General features: G+C 40.2%; 18 protein-coding genes. 3 read left to right on the top strand and 15 right to left on the bottom strand.

The annotated features are described in order from the left end of the window. Positions 1-67 precede the first annotated feature (67 nt). Positions 68-439, bottom strand: a complete 372-nt coding sequence (locus G3O09_RS02220; RefSeq protein ID WP_163099572.1) for a response regulator — start codon at positions 437-439, stop codon at positions 68-70. A 259-nt stretch (positions 440-698) separates the two neighbouring features. Between G3O09_RS02220 and G3O09_RS02225 the strand changes: the two genes are divergently transcribed. Next, positions 699-1,244: a DUF2529 domain-containing protein gene (locus G3O09_RS02225; protein WP_163099574.1), complete on the top strand. Its 546-nt coding sequence runs from the start codon at positions 699-701 to the stop codon at positions 1,242-1,244. A gap of 54 nt (positions 1,245-1,298) precedes the next feature. Here the strand turns inward: G3O09_RS02225 and G3O09_RS02230 are convergent, their stop codons facing one another. From G3O09_RS02230 to G3O09_RS02280, 11 genes are all read right to left on the bottom strand, one after another. Then, complete coding sequence (locus tag G3O09_RS02230) at positions 1,299-2,900, bottom strand: CTP synthase (protein WP_163099576.1); 1,602 nt, start codon at positions 2,898-2,900, stop codon at positions 1,299-1,301. Positions 2,901-3,228: 328 nt separating this feature from the next. Further along, positions 3,229-3,807 carry a DNA-directed RNA polymerase subunit delta gene (gene rpoE, locus G3O09_RS02235; RefSeq protein WP_163099578.1) on the bottom strand — a complete coding sequence of 193 codons (579 nt, stop codon included), beginning with the start codon at positions 3,805-3,807 and terminating at the stop codon, positions 3,229-3,231. Between the two features lie 164 nt (positions 3,808-3,971). Continuing rightward, the gene (locus tag G3O09_RS02240; RefSeq protein ID WP_163098799.1) at positions 3,972-4,139 is read right to left on the bottom strand and encodes a hypothetical protein; all 168 of its coding nucleotides are present in this window, start codon (positions 4,137-4,139) and stop codon (positions 3,972-3,974) included. 279 nt (positions 4,140-4,418) lie between these two features. After that, positions 4,419-7,685, bottom strand: a complete 3,267-nt coding sequence (icmF, locus tag G3O09_RS02245; RefSeq protein WP_163099579.1) for a fused isobutyryl-CoA mutase/GTPase IcmF — start codon at positions 7,683-7,685, stop codon at positions 4,419-4,421. A gap of 19 nt (positions 7,686-7,704) precedes the next feature. Further along, complete coding sequence (locus G3O09_RS02250) at positions 7,705-8,331, bottom strand: TetR/AcrR family transcriptional regulator (protein WP_163099581.1); 627 nt, start codon at positions 8,329-8,331, stop codon at positions 7,705-7,707. Between the two features lie 126 nt (positions 8,332-8,457). Beyond that, positions 8,458-9,600: an acyl-CoA dehydrogenase gene (locus tag G3O09_RS02255; RefSeq protein WP_163099583.1), complete on the bottom strand. Its 1,143-nt coding sequence runs from the start codon at positions 9,598-9,600 to the stop codon at positions 8,458-8,460. A gap of 27 nt (positions 9,601-9,627) precedes the next feature. After that, positions 9,628-10,758 carry an acyl-CoA dehydrogenase gene (locus G3O09_RS02260; protein ID WP_163099585.1) on the bottom strand — a complete coding sequence of 377 codons (1,131 nt, stop codon included), beginning with the start codon at positions 10,756-10,758 and terminating at the stop codon, positions 9,628-9,630. 63 nt (positions 10,759-10,821) lie between these two features. Further along, positions 10,822-11,673, bottom strand: a complete 852-nt coding sequence (locus G3O09_RS02265) for a 3-hydroxybutyryl-CoA dehydrogenase (protein WP_163099587.1) — start codon at positions 11,671-11,673, stop codon at positions 10,822-10,824. A gap of 97 nt (positions 11,674-11,770) precedes the next feature. Continuing rightward, positions 11,771-12,958 (bottom strand): acetyl-CoA C-acetyltransferase, encoded by a 1,188-nt coding sequence (locus tag G3O09_RS02270; protein WP_163099589.1) that lies wholly within the window; start codon positions 12,956-12,958, stop codon positions 11,771-11,773. 280 nt (positions 12,959-13,238) lie between these two features. Beyond that, positions 13,239-13,385 carry a hypothetical protein gene (locus G3O09_RS02275; RefSeq protein WP_163098801.1) on the bottom strand — a complete coding sequence of 49 codons (147 nt, stop codon included), beginning with the start codon at positions 13,383-13,385 and terminating at the stop codon, positions 13,239-13,241. A 182-nt stretch (positions 13,386-13,567) separates the two neighbouring features. Continuing rightward, positions 13,568-15,670, bottom strand: coding sequence for a (Fe-S)-binding protein (locus G3O09_RS02280; RefSeq protein ID WP_163099590.1), 2,103 nt, complete (start codon positions 15,668-15,670; stop codon positions 13,568-13,570). A gap of 309 nt (positions 15,671-15,979) precedes the next feature. On the opposite strand from G3O09_RS02280, the gene cls reads away from it, so the two are divergent. Further along, positions 15,980-17,185: a cardiolipin synthase gene (cls, locus tag G3O09_RS02285; protein ID WP_163099592.1), complete on the top strand. Its 1,206-nt coding sequence runs from the start codon at positions 15,980-15,982 to the stop codon at positions 17,183-17,185. 17 nt (positions 17,186-17,202) lie between these two features. Next, positions 17,203-18,159 carry a UV DNA damage repair endonuclease UvsE gene (gene uvsE / locus G3O09_RS02290; RefSeq protein WP_163099594.1) on the top strand — a complete coding sequence of 319 codons (957 nt, stop codon included), beginning with the start codon at positions 17,203-17,205 and terminating at the stop codon, positions 18,157-18,159. A gap of 316 nt (positions 18,160-18,475) precedes the next feature. On the opposite strand, the gene argS is transcribed toward uvsE, so the two are convergent. From argS to speB, 3 genes are all read right to left on the bottom strand, one after another. Beyond that, entirely contained in the window at positions 18,476-20,146 is a 1,671-nt protein-coding gene (gene argS, locus G3O09_RS02295) for an arginine--tRNA ligase (protein ID WP_163099596.1), read from the bottom strand. Next, on the bottom strand, positions 20,146-20,583 hold the full coding sequence (locus G3O09_RS02300; protein WP_163099597.1) for a YwiB family protein: 438 nt from the start codon (positions 20,581-20,583) through the stop codon (positions 20,146-20,148). Before G3O09_RS02300 ends, argS begins: the two co-directional genes overlap by 1 nt. Before the next feature lie 137 nt (positions 20,584-20,720). Then, complete coding sequence (speB, locus tag G3O09_RS02305; RefSeq protein WP_163099599.1) at positions 20,721-21,599, bottom strand: agmatinase; 879 nt, start codon at positions 21,597-21,599, stop codon at positions 20,721-20,723. Between the last annotated feature and the right edge of the window lie 56 nt (positions 21,600-21,655).

The following is a 21,655-nucleotide window of genomic DNA, read 5'->3' on the forward strand; positions in this document are numbered from 1 at the left end:
AACGATAAAACGGCAACAAATACACTGTGTAATCGTACATTTTATGTATGAAAGGCCTTACATCCGATTAGGATGTTTTAATTGGTAAGTATTGTCTTACAGCCTTCCTCATGTCATCAATATCAAACGGTTTTGCGAAGTGTGTAAGTGCACCTAAATCCTTCGCTTCTTGAATCATATCAAGTTCACCATAAGCAGTCATAATAATGACCCGAATATCAGGATTAAGTTTTTTCATACGTTTTAAGATTTCAATCCCATCCATTCCTGGGATTTTCATATCCAATAGCACCAAATCTGGCGCATGGTTGGTAACAATATCTAATGCTTGAATGCCGTTTGCAGCTTGAAAAGTTTTATAACCTTCTTTTTGGAATACTTCATTCAATAATATCCTTATTCCGAATTGATCATCTACGATTAATAGTTTTTCTCCCATTCCAGCACCTCGTTTTTATAGTTACCCCTTTTATGAAAAAATCCTACTCTTTGTTCTAGTATACATATCTAAACTATACATTCTGTAAAAATGCTCAAATTTCCTTCCTATTTTAAAAAAGTTGAAAAGACAATTTCTGCAAGGACTAATTTTTATTATAACGCTTTGTATCCTATACATTCGCATTTAAAGGTTCGATGCTTTATAATTTGAACTAATTTCATGAATTATTGAGTTTTGTGAGGAAAGGAAAACGTTTATGTTAAAAATTTTTTCTACGCAACTACAAGGGAAATTCAAACCATTTGTAGATGATGAAGGTTCTATAGAAGAAGCTGCCCGTTTACTTGCCCAAGCAATCGTCGGAGAAGGAGCTGTGTATTTATACGGTTCAGATGAAATGGGCGGGGTTTTGTCAGAGGCTTTGTTTGGTTTAGAGCCATTTCCACGCGCTAAGTCCTTGGAATGGATTGCAGGTGAATTACCTTGTACACCAATAGATCGCGCCCTGCTTTTCTCTCGCTTTTCACATGATGAGGAAGCTTTAAAAATCGCCCAAACTTTAGAGCAACAAGGTATTCCATTTGTTGCAGTTTCCACCCTAGAAAAAAAAGATGAAGTGGGATTACATACGATTGCGGATGTGCACATTGACTTGAAGCTGCTAAAAGGGTTATTGCCTGATGAATTAGGCAATCGATTTGGATATCCTGCCCTTATGCTTGCTTTATTCGTCTATCATGGTATCAAGTTCACCCTCGATGAAATATTGAGTGAATTAGAAGATGAGGAAGAAGAGTTATAAAATAAAACAGGCGGTCCTTTTGAAGGATTCGCCTGTTTTTGTTTACAAATGTTTTTATTCCGCAGATTTTAAAGATGCTTCAACAAAGTCACGGAACAATGGTTGTGGTCTAGTAGGTCTAGATGTGAATTCAGGATGGAATTGAGAAGCCACGAACCAAGGATGGTCTTCCAATTCAATGATTTCAACTAGACGGCCATCCGGGCTTGTTCCAGAGAAAATGAAGCCTTGTGCTTCCATTGCTTGACGGTATTGATTGTTAAACTCATAACGATGGCGATGACGTTCGTAAACTACTTCGTCTTCATATGCTGCCATTGCTTTTGTTCCATCAATCAGCTTACAAGGATATAAACCAAGGCGAAGCGTGCCACCTAGATCTTCGATATCTTTTTGTTCTGGTAGTAAATCAATGATAGGATGTGCAGTTTGCGGGTCAATTTCAGCCGAATGTGCTCCTTCTAATCCTAAAACGTTACGAGCAAATTCAATGGATGCTAGTTGCATTCCTAAGCAAATACCAAGGAAAGGCTTTTTGTTTACACGTGCGTACTCAGTTGCAACGATTTTTCCTTCAACCCCACGGTCACCGAACCCACCTGGAACAAGAATTCCGTCAACATTTCCAAGTAACTCTTCAACATTCTCTTTATTGACATGCTCTGAGTTGATCCACTTGATTTGTATATCCGCATCAAACGCGTATCCTGCATGCTTTAATGCTTCCGCTACTGAAATATAAGCATCTTGTAATTCAACATATTTTCCTACTAGAGCGATTGTTGTTTTCTTGGACAAGTTCAATACCTTATCCACAAGTGCTTTCCATTCTGTCATTTCCGCTTCACGTGCTTCAAGCTTTAAATGATCACATACGATTTGATCTAAGTTTTGATCTTGAAGTGCTAAAGGCACAGAGTATAATGTGTCCGCGTCACGCGCTTCAATCACAGACTTTTTATCGATATCACAGAACAATGCAATTTTATCCTTCATATCTTGAGAAATTGGCATTTCTGTACGAACTACGATTACATTTGGTTGAATACCAAGGCTACGTAATTCCTTCACACTATGTTGGGTAGGCTTCGTTTTCATTTCCCCTGCCGCTTTAATGTAAGGGATTAAAGTACAGTGGATGTACATTACGTTGTCGCGTCCAATATCGCTCTTGATTTGACGGATCGCCTCAAGGAATGGAAGAGACTCGATATCCCCAACTGTTCCACCAATCTCAGTGATAACAACGTCAGCATTGGTTTCTTTTCCAGCACGGAAAACACGTTCTTTAATTTCATTCGTGATGTGAGGGATAACCTGTACTGTTCCACCCAAATAATCTCCACGACGTTCTTTCTTCAAAACCGTAGAATAGATCTTCCCTGTTGTAACAGTGCTATATTTACCTAAATTGATATCGATGAAGCGTTCATAGTGCCCTAAGTCCAAATCTGTTTCAGCACCATCATCCGTTACAAACACTTCTCCGTGTTGATATGGACTCATCGTTCCAGGGTCCACGTTAATATAAGGATCAAATTTTTGAATTGAAACGCTTAATCCTCTATTTTTTAAAAGCCTTCCTAATGATGCAGCTGTAATTCCTTTTCCAAGTGAAGAAACTACCCCACCCGTTACAAAAATATACTTTGTCATGTCCGCTTCCCCCTTTTTATCAGTTACTCATGGAGCAAAAATTAAGAGGGTGACTCCTAGGGGTCTGACCCCACACTCAATAAGCTGTACCATAGAAATATGTTTATCTTTGTATACAGCGGTATTGAGGGGTTTGACCCAAGCCTGTCACCCTTTGCACAAGGTTTTTATGGCATTAGCTTTTCCACATATGGAATAGAAAATGCCCAATAAAAACAAAAACGCCCCTCTTACAAAAGTAAGGGGAGCGATATAAGTTAAATACGTGTCCTTTTAAAAGGAGCCCAAAAATGATTCTACAAATTTCGAATTGAATTGTCAAGCACGATTATAGTTCTTCGTCCTCTTCAAATTCTTCCTCTTCTTCATCCTCTTCAAGATCACTGTCGTCTTCTTCTATTAGAAGCTCATCTTCCTCTATGAGGGAATCATCATCTAAATCCTCATCCTCATCAAGATCTTCGATTAGTTCAACTTCGTCTTCTTCTTCATCTTCATCTAATTCTTCTTCATAATCATCTAAATCGTCGAAGCCATCAAGTTCATCTTCTTCGATCTCGTCAAAATCATCGATCTCGTCTTCATCCACAGCTTTTTTCGCCTTTTTCTTCTTAGGCTTCGTAGTAGTATGGACAATTTCATCCTCAATTTGATCAACAGGATACCAGCTTTTTAGCCCCCATCTGTTGTCTCCGATACAGCTGAAGCGACCATCGATGTTTAAATCTGTATAGAACTGGGAGAGACGTTGCTTCAGTTCCTCATCAGATAATTCTTGAATTGCCTTAATTTCGTCCACAAGCTCTTTAAAGCTAACTGCTTGTTTTTTTTCGACTAAAAGCTCGTAAGCCGCTTCTAGCATGGACATTTCCAGTAAATCTTCTTTAGAGTATTGGCTTAAACTCAATTCCTGCACTCCCTTTCTCTATCAAAAGCACATCAAGTGCGACACTATACGATCCATTTAGAATAGTCACAAATTCCCTATTCTAATAGATATATAAAACATTATAAACAATATGGTGTGGTTTATGCTACCACTAACTTTATCAAACAGATGAAACATCCTTATCAATCTTGGTTTGGACTATTTTTTTTGTATTCTTTGTATGCCAGATAAAAAAAATAGAATGAAAGCGGTAAAAAGACCACAGCCCCCAACGATTTTTGATAAAGAATGTAAGTAATCACTGCCAACGCAATCATGCCAAAACCAATCGCTAGATTCTTCAAGCTCATAGTCCCTTCTCCATATAGAAATAAACTGTTTAGTCTGTTGAGTTTCCATCTCTCATACATGAAGTCTCACCCGTGTTTCTCTGTTATTCTAATAGTTGGGAACACCTAGACATTCATTCTTTCCCGTTTCTTCTTTTATTATAAGGAAAAATCACTACAATTTTGTAAAATTTTCATTTTTAATTTATAAAAGAATGATTCCCTTTTAAAGATAGAAAAAAACCTGACACCATTTCTGGTATCAGGCCGGAATAAGAAGAAAAACTACTTATTTTTCGTTTACATATTCCTACGGTATTGTCCCCCAACTTCATAAAGGGCTCTTGTGATTTGTCCTAGGCTCGCTACTTTAACGGTTTCCATTAATTCCTCGAAGATGTTTCCTCCAGAAATGGCCGTTTCTTTTAGTCGAGTCAGGGCTTCTTCTATAACATGTTTATTTCTTTCTTGGAATTCGCGAAGGTATTGGATCTGACCTTCTTTTTCTTCCGTTGTTGCACGTGCAATTTCCATATTATCGACGGATTCTTCAGATGGTGGGTTGGGATTCAGGTATGTGTTCACTCCGATAATTGGCAGTTCACCTGTATGTTTTTTCATTTCGTAATACATGGATTCATCTTGGATTTTTCCACGTTGGTATTGAGTTTCCATAGCACCCAATACCCCACCACGGTCGTTAATTCGATCAAACTCTTGTAAAACCGCCTCTTCGACCATATCTGTCATTTCCTCAACAATAAAGGAACCTTGCAGTGGGTTTTCATTTTTCGTTAAACCATGCTCTTTTGTGATAATCATTTGAATCGCCATCGCACGACGCACGGATTCTTCCGTAGGAGTCGTAATCGCTTCATCATAAGCATTTGTATGAAGAGAGTTACAGTTATCGTGAAGGGCCATCAATGCTTGTAGAGTAGTACGGATGTCATTGAAATCAATCTCTTGTGCATGAAGAGAACGACCAGACGTTTGTACATGGTACTTAAGCTTTTGGCTTCTATCATTCGCACCGTATTTGTTTCGCATAACCGTTGCCCAGATACGGCGAGCTACACGGCCGATAACCGTATACTCTGGATCTAATCCATTCGAGAAGAAGAAGGATAGATTCGGTGCAAAATCATCAATATTCATGCCTCTGCTCAAATAGTACTCTACATATGTGAAACCATTTGCCAGTGTAAATGCAAGCTGCGAAATTGGGTTCGCACCTGCTTCTGCGATATGATAACCAGAGATAGAAACTGAGTAATAGTTACGTACTTTATGGTCAATAAAGTATTTTTGAATATCCCCCATCATACGTAATGCAAATTCAGTTGAGAAAATGCACGTATTCTGTCCTTGGTCTTCCTTAAGGATATCCGCCTGTACCGTACCACGGACGGCTTGAAGGGTTTGGGAACGGACTACATGGAACTCTTCAACAGTAAGCACTCTTCCTAGCTCTTCTTCTTTAACTTTAACCTGTTGGTCAATGGCAGTATTCATGTACATTGCCAAGATGATTGGAGCAGGACCGTTGATTGTCATCGATACGGATGTAGATGGGTGGCATAAGTCAAAGCCATCATATAGCTTCTTCATGTCATCCAAGGTACAGATGTTTACACCGCTCTCTCCCACTTTTCCATAAATGTCTGGACGATAATCTGGGTCTTCTCCATATAGAGTTACAGAATCAAACGCAGTACTTAAGCGTTTAGCTGAATCGTCTTTTGAAAGGTAGTGGAAACGACGATTCGTACGGGATGGTGAGCCTTCCCCTGCAAACTGACGCTTCGGATCTTCACCTTCACGTTTGAACGGGAACACTCCTGCCGTGAATGGGAAGTATCCTGGTGCATTCTCGCGATAAACCCACTTCAGAATTTCACCGTAATCTGCATACTTCGGAAGAGATACTTTCGGAATATTCAATCCAGATAGACTCTTTGTTTTTAATTCCGTCACAATCTCTTTGTCACGAATTTTTGTCACAAAACGGTCCTGTGCATATTGATCACGGAAGCTATTCCAATTAGCCAGAATGTTCTTGGACTCTTCAGTCAGCTTACTTGCAGTATGATCACGCAGTGCTTCCAATGAAGACAATACTTCAGTGTTAGTTTCTTGCTCCTTTACGGCCTCAATCGCGCCTTCAAGTTGGAATAACTTACGAGCTATTCTCACTTGCTCATCCGCTTTAGTGTGGTAAGTTCTAACAGTATCAGTGATTTCACGTAAATAATAGCGACGGTCGTTCGGAATGATGACGTTTTGTTTTTTCACATCCGCTTCTTTAGAGAAGCTAGTCTTCCAGTCCGTTCCCGTTTTCTCATTAATTTTTTCAATGAGGGCTGCGAACAATGCATTCGTGCCAGGATCATTGAATTGGCTAGCAATCGTACCGTAAACCGGCATTTCCGTAAATTCTTGATGGAACAAATTACGGCTGCGTTGATACTGTTTTTGAACCTGACGATGTGCATCCTCGGAGCCTTTTCTCTCATACTTATTGATGACAATCAAATCGGCAAAATCGATCATATCAATTTTTTCTAGCTGAGAAGGAGCACCAAATTCACTTGTCATTACGTACATGGAAGCATCACAGAACTCTGTGATTCCAGCATCACCTTGGCCGATTCCAGATGTTTCAACAATGATTAGATCAAAACCAGCGGCTTTTACGACTGTAATCGCATCAGCAATGGCTAAAGATAGCTCACTTTTTGACAAACGTGTTGCCAAGCTTCTCATATATACACGGTTATTGAAAATCGCGTTCATACGGATACGGTCACCTAGCAAAGCACCGCCCGTTTTTTGTTTTGTTGGATCCACTGATAAAATAGCTACTTTTTTCTCAGGAATTTCATTCAAGAAACGGCGAATCAATTCATCCGTCAATGAGCTCTTTCCAGCTCCGCCCGTTCCTGTTATTCCGACTACAGGAGTTTTCTGTTGTAGGTCTTTGACTTTATCAAGAAGAGCTTCTGCGCCGGCTGCCGCTTCCATTGAAGAATCGACACGGTTTTCAGCAAAGGTAATGAATTGAGCAACTGCTCCTGGGTTCCCTTCCTTCAAAGCCTCCAAAGAATCTGATAAGTTTGCTTGGACCGGTGAAAAGTCACATTCTTGAATCATGCGATTGATCATGCCCTGCAAACCATATTCACGGCCATCATCAGGAGAAAAAATTCGTGCGATTCCATAATCGTGAAGTTCTTTAATTTCTTTAGGGATAATGACTCCACCGCCGCCGCCGTAGATGCGAATATGACCAGCACCCTTCTCTTGAAGAAGGTCATACATATATTTAAAATATTCTACATGTCCACCTTGATAAGAAGAGATGGCGATTCCTTGTACATCCTCTTGAATAGCCGCGTTCACGACTTCTTCCACAGAACGGTTATGGCCTAAATGAATGACCTCAGCTCCGCTAGATTGTAGAATACGTCTCATGATGTTAATAGAAGCATCATGTCCATCGAATAAGCTAGAGGCTGTTATAAAACGAATATGATGTTTTGGTTTATAATTCTCAACCGTGTTCATCTTGCTCCCCCTTTGGTCCTCATGATTGTTTTTTCAATCCTTCAATCAATACCGATGTCTGCAAATCAATAAATTCTTCTAGTGTAAACAAATTACGCAATGCCCATCTCCGGAAACCCCACATTTGGCCTTGGACGAAAATGTTATGTGCAATTAATCGAATTTCTTGATCTGACTGTATCAGTTCCCCATTTTGTTGGCACTTTTTCAACAAATGCTCAAACATACCTACCATTTCGAGCTCTTTATTCAAGACATAAGGAATGGCATCCTTAGTTAACGATTTGGCTTCTTGATACATGACCAAAACTTCATCTTGCATCTCGTCCATGACTTTAAAATAATTGGCTATCCCTAGCTTCAGACTTTCAAGAGTGCCCTCTTTTTGGTTAAGGTCTTGCTGCAGACGCTCTTTTACTTCATCGTAAATGCTATCGCAAACAAGATACAGGACGTCCTCCTTTGTACGAATGTACTCATACAACGTTCCGATGCTAAATCCTGATGCCTTTGCAATTTCTCTAGTCGTTGTGCGATGGAATCCTTTTTCCTTAAAAAGAGATATTGCCCCTTTAATCATCTGATTGCGACGTTTCTTGACGAGACGTTCATCTTTAACAGAAGCGTGCACTTCTCTCTTTTCCAATTCGTCACCGCCTGATCATAAAGGGAGCGCAGCAAAATCTATGTTAAGGAAAGGCTTCCCCTGAACATTTTATTCTTGCTGATGCTCGCTACGCCCCTTATTGTTTTTGTTTTCCTGATCTATTAATTAGTCTTTAGTGATCATACGTGAGATTACTAAACGTTGGATTTCTTGTGTTCCTTCATAGATTTGGGTAATTTTTGCGTCCCTCATGAAGCGCTCCACTGGGTAATCCTTTGTATAACCGTATCCACCGAATACTTGAACCGCTTCCGTCGTTACTTTCATAGCTGCGTCCCCAGCAAATAGCTTTGACATGGCTGATTCTTTTCCGTATGGAAGACCTTCAGATTCTAACCAAGCAGCTTGATAGGTTAATAGTCTTGCAGCTTCGACACTTGTTGCCATGTCTGCAAGCTTGAAGCCAATCCCTTGTTGTGCAGCGATTGGTTTTCCGAATTGTTGTCTTTCCTTTGCATAGGCAACAGATGCATCCAAAGCACCTTGTGCGATACCGACAGCTTGAGCGGCAATTCCGTTACGACCGCCATCTAGTGTCATCATCGCGATTTTGAACCCGTCACCCACTTCTCCTAGAAGGTTTTCCTTAGGTACACGGCAATCTTCAAAAATGATTTCAGTCGTTGGAGATGAACGGATACCTAGTTTCTTTTCTTTCTTCCCTACGCTGAATCCAGGGAAGTCGCTCTCAACGATGAATGCACTTGTTCCTTTATGCTTAGAAGTTGGATCCGTTAGTGCGAACACCACATAAATTTCTGCTTCTCCACCATTTGTGATGAAGATCTTTGAACCATTCAATACATAGTGGTCTCCGTCAAGCTTGGCAGTTGTTCTCATGCCACCTGCATCCGATCCTGAACCTGGCTCTGTCAATCCATAAGCACCGATTTTAGTACCTTCTGCCATTGGACGAAGATATTTTTGTTTTTGCTCTTCCGTACCGAATTTGTAAACAGGCCAACCCGCTAATGAAGTATGTGCAGAAAGAGTTACCCCTGTTGAAGCACATACTCTTGATAGCTCTTCGATTGCAATACAGTAAGCTAAGTAGTCGCTTCCGATTCCGCCATACTCTTCAGGCCATGGAATCCCTGTTAATCCAAGCTCTGCCATTTTATCGAAAATTTCACGGTCAAAACGTTCCTCTTCATCACGTTCTGCAGCAGTCGGAGCCACTTCGTTCCTTGCGAAATCGCGGACCATTTTTCTAATCATTTCATGTTCTTCAGTTAATTTAAAATTCATGCTAGAACCCCTGCCCTTTTTGAGTGATTATAAATATTTATTAATGACGATACGTTGAATTTCACTTGTTCCTTCATAGATTTCCGTGATTTTCGCGTCACGGAAATAACGTTCTACTGGATACTCTTTTGAGTAACCATAGCCACCAAATACTTGAACTGCTTCAATGGACGTTTCCACTGCGGTACGAGATGCGAATAGCTTGGCAATGGAAGCTTCCTTGCCACATGCTTTTCCTTCAGATCTTAAAGAAGCAGCTTGATAGACTAATAGTTTTGCAGCTTCAATATTTGTTGCCATATCGGCTAATTTAAAGCCCACACCCTGTTGAAGGGCAATTGGCTTTCCAAATTGTTTTCTTTCTTTCGCATAAGCAATGGCATGTTCCATGGCACCTTCTGCAATCCCAAGGGACTGTGCAGCAATTCCGATTCGACCCGAATCAAGATTTGCCATAGCAATTTTAAACCCTTCTCCTTCTTGTCCAAGCAGGTTTTCAACAGGCACTTTCATATCTTCAAATGACAGTTGGACCGTTCTTGAACCATGTAGCCCCATTTTGTGTTCGTCCTTGCCAATGACCAGGCCTGGAGTATCTTTTTCTACAATAAACGCAGAAACGCCCTTTGCACCGGCTTCTGGATTTGTAGTGGCAAACACAATATAAACGTCCGCTTCTCCACCATTCGTGATAAATACTTTCGATCCATTAATCACATAATGATCACCAGATTTAACAGCCTTTGATTTCAAACTGGAAGCATCTGACCCTGCACTTACTTCTGTTAAACAAAACGCGCCTAAATATTCACCAGAAGCAAGTTTCGGTACATACTTTTGTTTTTGCTCCTCCGTTCCAAAATAAAGAATTGGGTTCGTTCCAACAGAAGTATGAACAGATAAAATTACCCCTAAAGTGGCGCTCACTTTCGAGATTTCATGAATCGCAATGATATACGATACGAAATCCATTTCCGCTCCACCGTAAGCTTCTGGCACAGGAATTCCCATCAAACCAAGTTCGCCCATTTTTTTGATTAATTCTCTAGGAAACTCGCCCTCTTCCATCTTTTCAACAAAAGGTGCGATTTCTTGTTGTGCGAAGTCTCGCACCATTTTCCTCATCATCTCTTGCTCTTCCGTAAATCGAAGTTCCATTCTGATTCCCCCTAGGTGATTAGAAATGCGTAAGATGTACGCCAGACATCGAAAATCGTGATACTATTCGTAACTGTAGAAGCCTCTGCCAGTCTTTCTTCCAAGCCAACCAGCTTTAACATACTTTCTTAAAAGTGGACATGGTCTATATTTGTCATCGCCGAATCCTTCATGTAAGGTCTCCATGATATAAAGACAAGTATCAAGACCAATGAAATCTGCTAGAGTTAGAGGACCCATTGGATGATTCATGCCAAGCTTCATCACTTCATCAATAGCTTCCTTCGTTGCAACACCTTCATAAAGCGTGTAAATTGCTTCGTTAATCATTGGCATCAAGATTCTGTTAGAAACGAATCCTGGAAAATCATTTACTTCTACTGGGATTTTCCCAAGAGCTTTAGACATATCTTCAATTGCTTGATACACTTCATCCGTCGTTGCTAATCCTCTGATGATTTCAACAAGCTTCATAACAGGTACCGGATTCATAAAATGCATCCCGATCACTTGCTCCGGTCTATTTGTCGCTGCCGCAATCTCTGTAATTGGAAGTGATGAAGTATTGGATGCTAGGATCGCATGAGCTGGTGCGATTTCATCCAACTGAGCAAACAACTTCGATTTGATTTCCATATTTTCAACTGCAGCTTCAATGACTAAATCCACTCCGGATGCATTTTGTAAATCCGTTGATGCTGTTAACATGGAAAGAGTTTGATTTTGTGCTTCTTCAGTCATTTTCCCTTTTTCCACTTGGCGTGAAAGATTCTTTTTAATAACCGAAAGTCCTCTATCAACAAAATCCTCTTTTAAATCATGTAGGAACACTTCAAAACCTGCCATTGCACAAACCTGCGCAATTCCTGAACCCATTTGACCTGCACCAATGACCATTACCTTTTGGATTTTCATATGAACTCCTCCGTCTCCCTTTATGTAAATGCACTTGTTTTTGTAAAGAGAGGAGCACGGAAAGTCGGCCCCTCTGAAATTTATATTTCTGCTCTTTTTATGCTTTTGGTACTTCAATCATGATTGCGTCGCCTTGGCCGCCACCGCTACAGATTCCTGCGATACCGATTCCACCGCCGCGTCTTTTTAATTCGTGCATTAATGTGATGATGATTCTAGCTCCACTAGCACCGATTGGATGTCCAAGAGCAACCGCTCCACCGTTCACGTTTACTTTTTCTGGATCAATATTTGCAATACGTCCACTTGCTAGTGCAACTGCAGCAAAAGCCTCATTTAGTTCAAACAAGTCGATTTCTTCTAACGTTTTTCCTGTTTTCTTAAGGATTTCATTCACGACTAGACCAGGTGTTTTAGGGAAATCCTTTGCTTCAACTGCGATTTCCGAATGGCCAATAATATATGCTAATGGTTCTTTACCTTCTTTAAGGGCTCTTTCTTCACTCATTAATACTAATGCGCCTGCTCCATCATTGACTCCAGGTGCATTTCCAGCAGTAATCGTACCATCTGCACTGAAAGCCGATTTTAAGGAAGCTAGCTTTTCCACGGATGTATCTTTTCTTGGAGACTCATCTTGTGATACAAAAATGGAATCGCCTTTACGTTGCTTTACTTCTACAGAAACGATTTCATCCGCTAAGCGACCAGCTTCGATGGCTTCAATCGCTCGTTGATGACTTGTGTATGCCCATTGATCTTGCTCTTCACGGGAGATTTCCAATTCAGATGCCGTGCTGTTACCGTATGTCCCCATGTGAACCCCTGTAAAGCTACAGCTTAATCCATCATGGATCATTAAATCTTTAACGGTTGAATCGCCCATTCTTAATCCCCAACGTGCTTTTGGAAGAAGGTATGGAGCATTGCTCATCGATTCCATTCCACCTGCAACGATGACCTCTTCATCACCAGAACGGATAATTTGATCAGCAAGAGTAACTGCACGTAAACCAGATGCACAAACCTTATTGATGGTTTCAGTTTTAACTTCCCATGGGATACCAGCATGGCGTGACGCTTGACGGGAAGGAATTTGACCTTGACCACCTTGAAGAACTGTCCCCATGATTACTTCGTCGACTTGAGCAGGATCGACTCCAGCACGATTCAAAGCTTCCTTGATTGCGATTCCACCTAATTCAGCTGCAGAAAATCCGCTTAATCCACCACCAAATTTACCGAAAGCTGTTCTGACACCGCTTACAATTACTGTTTTAGTCATTTTTATATCCCCCTAATAATTAGTTTGTAAGGTTTAACTATGGAGTGACTCTTGTTGACTATGAAAATCTCTGACTGAACGCTCGCTCGATGTTCGTTTAGAAAAAAAACTGCATCGCAGTCTCCTCTAAAAAAATATGAAAGCGTTTTTTTCCATACTCTCATTGTACATTAAATTACTAAAAATTTTAAATATTTTCTCTTTAATTTTATAAATTTCCACTACTATCCTATTCGAGAGTATGCAATGTGATGCTGATATAGGATTATTTTTGTGAATTTCAAGACTCTTTTGCATAGATTGTTCTTTTAAAAGATTGTCCGTTGATTTCCGCTCCAGTCACTTGCTTTCCGCGGGGAGGGATGGGAGCCTCCTCGGCGTAACCGCCTGTGGGGTCTCCCACTTCCCTCTTTTTCCCGCAGGACATTGAATAAGCTTCCTTGAATCAACACCGCACGAAGGAAATGCGAATGCATTTTCGAGGAGTCAAGTGTCTTACGCTTCAATCAACTCATTGGTAAAAATACACACTTATTTAAAAAAGGGTACCCACAAAGCCGCCATTTAACGACCTTGCGAGTCACCCTTGGACGAACTCAAATATTTTGATTATGCTGTTTTTTGACCTACGACAGACATTTCAAGCAGCTCTGCTACATCGTATGTCTTTACTTGGTCTTCAACTTCTTTCGCCTTCGTACCATCGGTAATCATCGTTAAGCAATAAGGACAGCCGGAACTGATGACTGAAGGGTCAACGGCAAGAGCTTGTTCTGTTCGAGCTACGTTAATGCGGTGGCCTGTTTCCTCTTCCATCCACATCAAACCTCCACCAGCTCCACAGCACATACCCTTCTCACGATTTCTTTCCATCTCTACAAGTTTCACGCCTGGAATGCTCTTTAAGATATCGCGTGGAGCATCATATACTTCATTGTATCGACCTAGATAACAGGAATCATGGAATGTAATCGTCTCATGCACTTCGTGTGTAGGAACAAGTCTTCCTTCCTTCACAAGCATTGCCAACACTTCTGTATGGTGATAAACCTCTGCCAGCAATCCGAAGTCTGGATATTCATTTTTGAAAATGTTATAGGCATGCGGGTCAATCGTAACAATCTTTTTGACCTCGTTCTTTTCAAACTCAGCGATATTGTTTGTAGCTAGCTCCTGGAACATGAACTCGTTTCCAAGACGACGAGCTGTGTCACCAGAGTTCTTTTCCTTGTTTCCAAGGATGGCGAATTTAACACCAGCTTCATTCATGAGCTTAGCAAAGGATAAAGCAATCTTCTGGCTTCGGTTATCGTAAGATCCCATTGATCCAACCCAGAATAAGTATTCAAACTCTTCTCCAGCTTTGCTCATTTCTTTTACAGTTGGAACTGCCACATCCTCACGGACTTCACGCCAGTTTTCGCGTTCTTTTCGGTTCAAGCCCCAAGGGTTTCCTTGGCGTTCAATATTTTGCATTGCACGTTGTGCATCCGCATCTACCTTACCTTCCGTCATGACCAGGTAACGACGAAGGTCAATAATCTTATCAACATGCTCATTCATTACCGGACATTGGTCCTCACAGTTACGGCAAGTTGTACATGCCCAGATTTCTTCTTCTGTAATGACTTCCCCGATTAAACTTGGGCTGTATGCTGAAGCAGCCGCTTGTTCTAATGCTCCTTGTTCCGCTGCAGCTAAGGCAAGCTGATTACCTTTAGTATTATTGAAAATAAAACCAGGTACCCAAGGTTGTTTTTTCGTAACTACTGCTCCTGTATCCGTTAAATGATCACGAAGTTTTAATATCAAGTCCATAGGAGAAAGCATTTTCCCCGTTCCTGTAGCAGGACACATATTTGTACAACGGCCACATTCAACACAGGCATATAGATCAATTAATTGATGTTGAGTGAAATCTTCAATTTTCCCTACCCCAAATGACTCTTGAGTTTCATCCTCAAAGTCAATTTTTGTTAATTTCCCAGGGTTTGAAAGACGATGGAAAAATACGTTGGCAGGCCCTGCAATTAAGTGGGCGTGCTTGGATTGTGGTACATACACTAAGAATGATAATAAGAAAATCGTATGCATCCACCAGAATAAATAGAAAGCAACAATGGCTGGAGTTTTTCCTATCCATCCAAAGATTCCTGCGATCATCGAAGCTACTGGCTCTGCCATAGAAGCTTCATGCCCGTGCCAGATCATGGACATCCCGTTTCCAAATAAAACGGAAACCATCAAACCACCAATGAAAATCAGTACTAAGCCAGATTTGAATCCACGCTTTAATCGTACTAGCTTTTCCACATAACGACGGTGGAACGCCCAAACAACTGCGACTAGAATCAAAAGTGTAACGATTTCCTGGAAAAACGTAAATGCTGGATATAAAGGTCCAAGTGGCAAATGTGCACCTGGCTTAATCCCTTTAATAATAAAGTCAAGAGCTCCAAGCTGGACTAGAATAAAGCCATAGAAGAACATGACGTGAATAATTCCACTTTTTTTGTCCTTCAACAGTTTTTTCTGTCCGAAAACATTGACCCATACAAGATCAAGTCTTTCTTTGACTCTATTGTCAAATTCCACTTTCTTACCAAGCTTGATGTACTCGATACGCGTGCGAATCAAATATACAAACATCCAGACTGCGTAAGCGGTTACAAGTAAGAACGCAAGCAAGTTTACCCATAGCAAACCATCCATAAATGATGCCCCTTTCCTGTGAAGAATAGTGTCTACCCTCTAAAATGGCGACCTATAATTTCAAATAATGCCAAACAATCCAAACAATTATATTTTTCAGAATTTTAGTCCTACTTACATTATATTATGAATGAGCATTCAGTCAACCAATTTTTTGTTTTTCATTTCATACCTCCTCTTATTTTTTGGAGAAATTTTAAAATATCAGCTTTATGTGTCTCTTTTATGGGAATAGGTTTGATATCAAAAGGAATAAGACAAACTATATAAATCGGGAAAAGTGAACGTGCTGAGTGAAGGGGGAGAATAATGGTTAAAATCGTTGTAATAATACTATTTATCCTATTTTGTTTGACCATATGGCTTTTCACCGATTATAAACTAGGTCGTAAAAAGCATCTCGAAAATTTTAGTGAGAAAAAATATCCTAAACGACATAGTGATATTCAATTATTTTCCAACGGAAATCCCCTATTTAAAGACATGTTTAAAGAAATTCGTTCTGCTCAAAAGCATATTCATATTCTGTTTTACATTGTTAAGGATGATAAAATGAGCACCGAATTTCTTCAATTACTGAAGGAAAAAGCAGAGCAGGGATTGGAAGTACGATTATTGCTGGATTGGATGGGAAGCTATAAAGTCAAACGAAGCATAATTAAGGAAATGAGGGCCAGTGGGGCATCCTTTTCTTTTTGCCAAGTTCCTAAGTTCCCATATTTGTTTTACTCTTCTCAGGAGAGAAATCATAGAAAAATTACCGTCATTGATGGCAAAATGGCTTACCTTGGGGGCTACAATATTGGGAAAGAATATATCGATCAAGATCCCGAACTTAGTCCTTGGAGAGACTATCACATAAAAATGGTTGGTGAAGGAGTCAAAGATTTACAGGAGGAATTTCTAACAGATTGGTTTAACGCTACACAGGAAGATTTACGTCCCAATGAGACATACTTCCCTCCTTTAAAACAGGGAAAATGTCTGCATCAGCTTGCTCCGACTGAAGGTGTTTTGCTTGAACGCAAGTATTTGCATATTCTAAATACGGCCAAAAAGGAAGTTGTCATCGGAACCCCCTACTTTATACCTAGTAAAGTACTGCTACAAAAATTAATTGAGATTTTACGAAAAGGTATTAAGCTTACGATCATCGTTCCATATAATCCCGACCATGCGCTGGTTAAAGAAGCTGCCTTCCCCCATTTTAGGAAGTTACTTAAAGAAGGTGCGGAAGTCCATCAATACCGTAAAGGCTTTTATCATGCTAAGTTCATATTGATCGACCATGAGATGCTTGATTTAGGTACTGCCAATTTTGACAAGCGTAGTTTATTCCTGAACCATGAAATGAATTGCTATATCTTTGACAAAGTCTGCATCCGCAATATGGATGATGAATTAAAAAAGGATGTTGAAAACAGTACACCACTTACGCTAGAGATGTTGAACAAGACAAACCTTTTACGAGCCTTCAAAGAAAAGCTCGGATCACTCATCTCACATTTTTTATAATGCTAAAGGAGAACGACATGAAAATCCGTTTTGGTTATGTCTCCCACGCTTTGAACCTGTGGGAGGCCACTCCAGCTAGAACGATGACCTTTAAACGATATTCCCAACTAGGAAAAGAAGAACGTGAGGAAAAATTAAAAGAAGTGACGCAAGCAAACTTACGTACTACCCTACGTATTCTTTATTACAATGTGGCCCAAGGGATTGAGCTTTATCGAATGTCTAGTTCCATTGTCCCTCTTGCAACTCACCCTGATGTGAATTGGGACTTTACCACACCCTTTAAACGTGAATGGGAGGAACTTGGAGAGATTGTTCAAGTCCACAATCTAAGGGTCAGCTTTCATCCTAATCAGTTCACTCTTTTCACAAGTCCAAAAGAAAGTATTACTATCAATGCCGTGACCGATATGGAATATCATTACAATATGTTGAAAGCGATGGGCGTACATGAGTCGTCCTACATCAACATCCATGTTGGTGGAGCTTACGGGGATAAAACCTCATCCCTTGAGCGTTTTCACAACAATATTAAAATACTGCCTGTAGAGATTAAACAACAAATGACGCTGGAAAACGATGATAAGACCTACACTACAGAGGAAACGTTGAATGTCTGCCTCCGGGAAGAAATTCCTTTTGTATTTGACTACCATCATCATATGGCTAATCTTTGCAATCAACCTTTGACCGACTTGCTTCCAAAAGCCTTTAAAACTTGGGAGAGAACCGGAATTCCTCCAAAGATCCATATTTCTTCCCCTAAAGGTGAAAAAGAATTACGTTCCCATTCAGATTTTGTCGATCCCGTTTTCCTGGCACCATTGATGGGATTACTCAAGGACATGGGACAGGATGTTGATTTCATGATTGAAGCCAAACGTAAAGATCAAGCAATGCTTCAATTGATTGAGGATTTTTCCAAGCAACGTGGGATTAAACGAATTAGTGGTGGGGTTTTGGAGATTAAATAGTGGAAATGATGATGCCTTGTAGATGGGCATCTTTTTTTGCTTGTTGCGGATATATTGTGTATTTCCACGGATAAAATGATTTTTTCACGGATATATGTCTAAAAGTCACGGATATCCCATAAAAACTAGTACCTTTTAGGAACTACATGTACCTCCTTTCAGGAAATTACCGATTTTATATCATATTTTACCGAATCGACCACAGATATTACCGAATTCCTCAATATATTACCAAACCGGCATCAGATATTACCGAATCAAAAAATCTACTTCATTCAAATAAAAAACCTGGAGGTCCCCCTCCAGGTTTTCCTAACTACATTTTTTCCGGTGCTGAAACTCCAATTAGAGCTAAAGCATTTTTTAATGTAATTTGTACAGCTTTAATTAATGCAAGTCTTGCTTTCGTACGTTCCATGTTATCTACATCCAACACTTTCTCTGCTCCATAGAAGCTATGGAATGTGGACGCTAGGTCGAAGATATAGTTGGAAATACGGTGAGGTAGACGTTTTTCAGCTGCCTCTGCAATCGCTTGTGGGAACTCCCCTAACTTCTTAAGGACATCCATTTCTTTTTCGGCAGAAACTTGGCTTAAGTCAAGATTACCGTCAAATTGGATTCCTTGCTCTTCGCCTTGACGTAGGATACTACAGATACGTGCATGTGCGTATTGCGCATAGAATACAGGGTTTTCATTGGATTGAGAAACCGCTAAGTCTAAATCGAAGTCCATATGAGTATCCGCGCTTCTCATTGCAAAGAAATAACGAGTCGCATCGAGACCAACTTCTTCAATCAGGTCACGCATCGTGACAGCTTTACCTGTACGTTTACTCATTTTCATTTTTTCGCCATCTTTATATAAATGGACAAGCTGGATGATTTCCACTTCTAATTGATCACGATTGTAGCCAAGCGCCTCGATGGCAGCTTTCATACGTGGAATGTAACCATGATGGTCCGCTCCCCAAATATTGATCAACTTTTCAAAACCACGCTCTAACTTGTCTTTATGGTATGCAATGTCTGGAGTCAAATACGTGTAAGAACCGTCTTGCTTGATTAGAACACGGTCTTTATCGTCTCCAAGCTCAGTGGATCGGAACCAAGTCGCACCGTCTTTTTCGTAGATATGGCCTCTTTCCTTCAAAGTCTCAAGGCCCGCATCAATTTTCCCATTGTGGTATAGAGATGTCTCTGAATACCATACGTCAAATCCTACACGGAAGTTTTCCAAGTCCTTTTTCAACTTCTCCATTTCAACCTTCAAGCCATATTCTCTGAAGAAATCAAAACGAACTTCCTGGCTTTCCATGACAAATTTGTCACCGTACTCATCAGCAAGGGTTTTTCCGAAACCGATAATGTCCTCACCGTGATAGCCATCCGCCGGCATTTCTTTTTCGATACCTAGAGCTTGGAAATAACGCGCTTCAACGGAAAGGGCTAAATTGTTGATTTGATTCCCTGCATCATTGATGTAATATTCACGGGATACATCGTAGCCAGCTTTTGCTAAGATATTGCAAAGAGAATCACCGACTGCCGCCCCACGAGCATGACCTAAATGTAAATCTCCTGTTGGGTTCGCTGACACAAACTCCACCTGGATTTTTTGGCCGTTACCAAAAGTGCTTTCTCCGTACTGGTCCCCTGCTTCAATAATCGTAGGGATTAATTCCGCTAAATAACTATTATTCATATAAAAATTAATGAATCCAGGCCCAGCAATTTCCATTTTTTCAATAGAAGCCTTTGAAGTGTCAAAATGTTCAATGATGGCTTCTGCAATCATTTTTGGTGCCTTCTTCGCAATCTTAGTCAATTGCATGGCCATGTTTGTTGAATAGTCCCCATGCGCCTTTTCCTTAGGTGTTTCTAAAATCACGTTCGGAATTTGATCTTCTGTAGCTAGATTGGCTTTGATTACAGCTTCTTTAATTGCTTGTTTAAGATTTTCCTGAACTTGTGCAGCTATATTCATTACTTCTGCTCCTCCTTATATAGTATCGTCATCTCATATTGACCGATCTTGTTTCCTTGCATGTTCAAATCATAGATAAGACTTATGATACCTTCTTTTTTGAGATTATTCCATGTATACTCCATCTTGTTTGTATAGGTTAACATTTGCATGGATCCGTATTGGCTTTCATATACACCAACCGTTTCAACATCACGCCTAAATCGTTGACGCATCTTGATAGGACCCTTCCTCATGATAAAAGCTTCTTCATCATTCCATTTAAAGACTGTTTGAATTCTTTCTTGGTTATCTTCTTGTATTTCATCATACTGCAAGTAAAGAGTCTCCCCTTTTGTCTGCGCAGTACCAAAGGTGATAAATTCGTACTCTTCTTTTTCATTCCCGCTGGAGATCACGGTTTTAAGTGTGACTTTCACATCTTTTTGTTCAGACATTATATTACACATCCTTAATTCCGGACTAATTGCTTAATTAATTTAGTATAAAGATTCTGCCCTGAAGTTTCAACAATGGAAAAAGCGCAAAGCCCGAACGATGCCGTTCGGGCTTCTTTTAATGGGCACTTATACTTTTATCGTTTTTGAACCCATCCTAAAATCATTTCACGAATAAGCTTACTAGCAGTGTTAGCTGTCTGTTCTGACACATCATAGATTGGAGCTACTTCTACTAAATCACAGCCAACTACACGAATATCCGATTTAGCGATTTCATGAATGGATGCCAGTAATTCCTTAGATGTGATTCCACCGCAATCTACTGTTCCAGTTCCAGGAGCATGTGCTGGATCTAATACATCAATATCAATCGTTACATAGACAGGACGGCCTGCCAATGTAGGTAGGATTTCTTTAAGGGGCTCTAACACTTCGAACTTGGAAATGTGCATGCCATTTTCCTTTGCCCATTGGAACTCTTCTTTCATTCCAGAACGGATTCCAAAGGAGTAAACATTGTTAGGTCCGATGTGCTCAGCGATTTTTCGTATAGGAGTCGAGTGTGATAATGGCTCGCCTTCATAGTTCTCACGAAGGTCTGTATGAGCATCCATATGGATAATGGCTAAGTCAGGATATTTCTTAGCCATCGCCTTCATTACAGGCCATGAAACTAAGTGTTCCCCACCCATGCCTAAAGGGAATTTCCCTTCAGCCAATAATTTATCAATAAATTCTTCAATCATGTCCAAGCTCTTTTGGGCATTTCCAAACGGAAGCGGAATATCGCCTGCATCGAAATATTTTACTTCTTCTAATTCACGGTCTAAATACGCACTATATTCTTCAAGACCAATAGATACTTCACGAATACGTGTAGGACCAAAACGAGAACCTGGACGGTAACTGACTGTCCAATCCATTGGCATTCCGTATAGTACCGCTTCTGCCTCTTCAAAGTTTTGATGGCTTTTAATAAACACATTACCTGAATACGCTTCATCAAATCGCATGGGGTTTCCTCCTCATATGTATGTAAAAAACATTAAAGGTATTTTAGTCGCTATAA

Origin of the sequence: Peribacillus alkalitolerans, from assembly GCF_010882125.1 — a bacterium.
Lineage (GTDB): Bacteria > Bacillota > Bacilli > Bacillales > DSM-1321 > Bacillus_BN > Bacillus_BN alkalitolerans.